Genomic DNA, 2480 nt, shown 5'->3' with positions numbered 1-2480 from the left:
GTCGCCGATACTCCGCATGGACTCCCTCCTCCGCCTTGCGATGCACGCACTCCGACGCCGCGCGCTGATCCGACGTGATCCGAAAGAGAGCCCCTGGACTCTGTCCGGTCGCCGGCCGGCCCCGCCCTCCGCCCGACGGCCGTCACCAGGTGACGGGCAGCGACCGCATTCCGTAGATGAACGCCTCCGAGCGGAACTTCCGGCCCTCCCCGGTGGCCGCCGGCCGCAGGCCGGGCAGCCGCCGGAACAGGGTGGCCAGGGCGATCTGGAGCTCGGCGCGGGCGAGCGGCTGCCCGAGGCACTGGTGCACGCCGAAGCCGAAGGCCATGTGCCGCCGGGCGTCCCGGTCGAGGTCGAGCTCGTCGGCCGGCCGCAGGTCGGCGCCGCCGAACATCTCCTCGTCCTGGTTGGCGGTGGAGATCAGCGCGATCACGCCCTCCCCGGCCTTGATCACGGTGCCGCCCAGCTCGACGTCCTCCAAGGCCACCCGGGGCAGCCCGTGGTCCACGATGGTCAGGTGGCGCAGCAGTTCCTCGACGGCGCCGGGCAGCGCGGCCGGGTCGGCCAGCCTGGCGATCTGCTCGGGCTGGTCGAGGAGCAGGGCGGTGGAGAGCGAGATCATGTTCGCGGTCGTCTCGTGCCCGGCTATCAGCAGCAGGATGCCGGTCGTGGCGACCTCGTCCGGCGTGAGGTCGTCCCGGACGGCGAGCCGGCTGAGTATGTCGTTGCCCGGCTCCTCCCGCTTGCGGGCGGCCAGGCCACCCAGGTACTCGCGCAGTTCGTCCGAGGCGGCCTGGACCTCCTCGGCCGAGCTGTGCTTGTTGAGCAGGGTCCGGCTGAGGCCCTGGAAGCGGTCCCGGTCCTCGTACGGGACGCCGAGCAGCAGGCAGATCACCAGCGAGGGGACGGGCAGCGCGAAGTCGGCGACCAGGTCGGCCTCGGTCCGGCCGTCGGTCATCCGGTCGAGCGCCTCGTCGACGATCTGCTGGATGCCGGGGCGCATCGCCTCGACCCGCTTGACCAGGAAGTCGCCGGTGACCATCCGGCGCTGCCGGGCGTGCTCGGGGTCGTCGAGCCGCAGGAAGCTCGGGTTGGCGAGGAGGGCCTCCCGGCGGCCGGGCACCAGCATCGGGAACCCCTGGTGGCGGGCGTCCGCGCTGAACCGGCGGTCGGACAGGATGGTGCGGACCTCGGCGTAGCCGGTGGCCAGCCAGCAGGACTCGCCGTCGGGCAGGGCGGCGCGGGTGATGGGCGCCGTCGCGGCGGCCTCGGTGTAGGCGGGCGGCGGGCTGAACGGGCAGGCGGCGTCGCGCGGGGCCGGCATCGGGAAGGTCCGGGCGGTGGGTGTGCTCGTCAAGGTGGGGTCTCCTTGCGTCGCAATGTCCTCGGGTGGGTGGGGTGGCGCCGGGGTCTACGGTTCGCGCGACGGCGGCCGGGAGCGGCGGTCGTAACGGTGGCCGGGGCCGGGGCCGGCGCGGGCAGGGGGCCGTCGGGAGCCGGTGGGGGCGTCAGCCGGCGTCCTCGGCGGAGTCCTCCTCGGTGACGGTGATCGCGCCGCCCGGGCAGAGCTCGGCGGCGAGCCTCAGCACGGCGAACTGCGGTGGCTTGAACTCGGTCTGACGGAGGATCACCAGACTGTCCTGCTCGTCCTGGTCGAAGATCTCCGGAGCGTTCAGGACGCACATCCCGGAGCTGCAGCAGCGGTCCCGGTCGACGCTCACCTTCATGGTCGAGCACCTCTCGCCAGTGCGGCGCCGGGCGTCCGGCGGCCGCCTCTCGTTGTCATTGCCAACCTAACCGCCACCCTTGCGTCCACGGAGGGGCGATGCGGGGATCGTCCAGAATGGCCGATTCGGTTCGGAGCCGGTTCAGCGCCGCCGCAAAGGGGTTTGAAATTGACGTTACTCCGCCAAAGGGCGGCTCACAGCCCCTCGGCGGCGGCGATCTCCCGGACGGTGGCGACGGTGTCGGCCTCGGCGGCGCTCTTGTCCGGCCGGTAGCGCACCACCCGGGCGAACCGCAGGGCCAGCCCCGCCGGGTAGCGGGGGCTGCGCTGGAGACCGTCGAAGGCGATCTCGACGACCAGTTCCGGCCGGACCCGCACCGTCCAGTCGTCCCGCCCGCTCTCGCGGGCGAGGAGTTCGGCGGTCTGCCAGGCGAGCGTCTCGTCGGTGAGGCCCTTAAAGGTCTTGCCGAGCATCACCCACGGGCCAAGCCCGGGCTCGCCCGCCGCCCGGGCGCCCAGGTGCAGATTGCTGAGGAGGCCGCGCCGCCGGCCGCTGCCCCACTCGGCGGCCAGCACCACCAGGTCCAGCGTGTGCCGGGGCTTCACCTTGATCCAGGTCCTGTCCGGCCGATCTTGCCGGGCCCGCGACGCCGGGCATCCCGCCTGGACGCACGCCCGAATCGCCCAAGTACGGCCCAGTACGAGGACGATCCGGGCGCACGCCCAGCCGGGCGCCCAACGCCGCGGGCTGATC

The 2480-nt window shown here is 73.2% G+C and carries 2 protein-coding genes and 1 pseudogene; all 3 read right to left on the bottom strand.

Annotated elements, in window-relative coordinates:
* Positions 1-142: 142 nt before the first annotated feature.
* Positions 143-1357: a cytochrome P450 gene (locus ACFV61_RS35525; protein ID WP_380496277.1), complete on the bottom strand. Its 1215-nt coding sequence runs from the start codon at positions 1355-1357 to the stop codon at positions 143-145.
* A 151-nt stretch (positions 1358-1508) separates the two neighbouring features.
* Entirely contained in the window at positions 1509-1727 is a 219-nt protein-coding gene (locus tag ACFV61_RS35520; RefSeq protein WP_063346071.1) for a ferredoxin, read from the bottom strand.
* 194 nt (positions 1728-1921) lie between these two features.
* Positions 1922-2480 (bottom strand): annotated as a pseudogene (locus ACFV61_RS35515) (hypothetical protein); the annotation flags it as partial.

Origin of the sequence: Kitasatospora sp. NPDC059817, from assembly GCF_042731835.1 — a bacterium.
Taxonomy (GTDB): Bacteria; Actinomycetota; Actinomycetes; order Streptomycetales; family Streptomycetaceae; genus Kitasatospora.
This window is presented reverse-complemented; position numbering and strand designations above follow the sequence as displayed.

Bases quoted from the DNA above. Each gene is read 5' to 3' on its own strand.
- ACFV61_RS35520 (WP_063346071.1), bottom strand. From the start codon at position 1,727: ATGAAGGTGAGCGTCGACCGGGACCGCTGCTGCAGCTCCGGGATGTGC.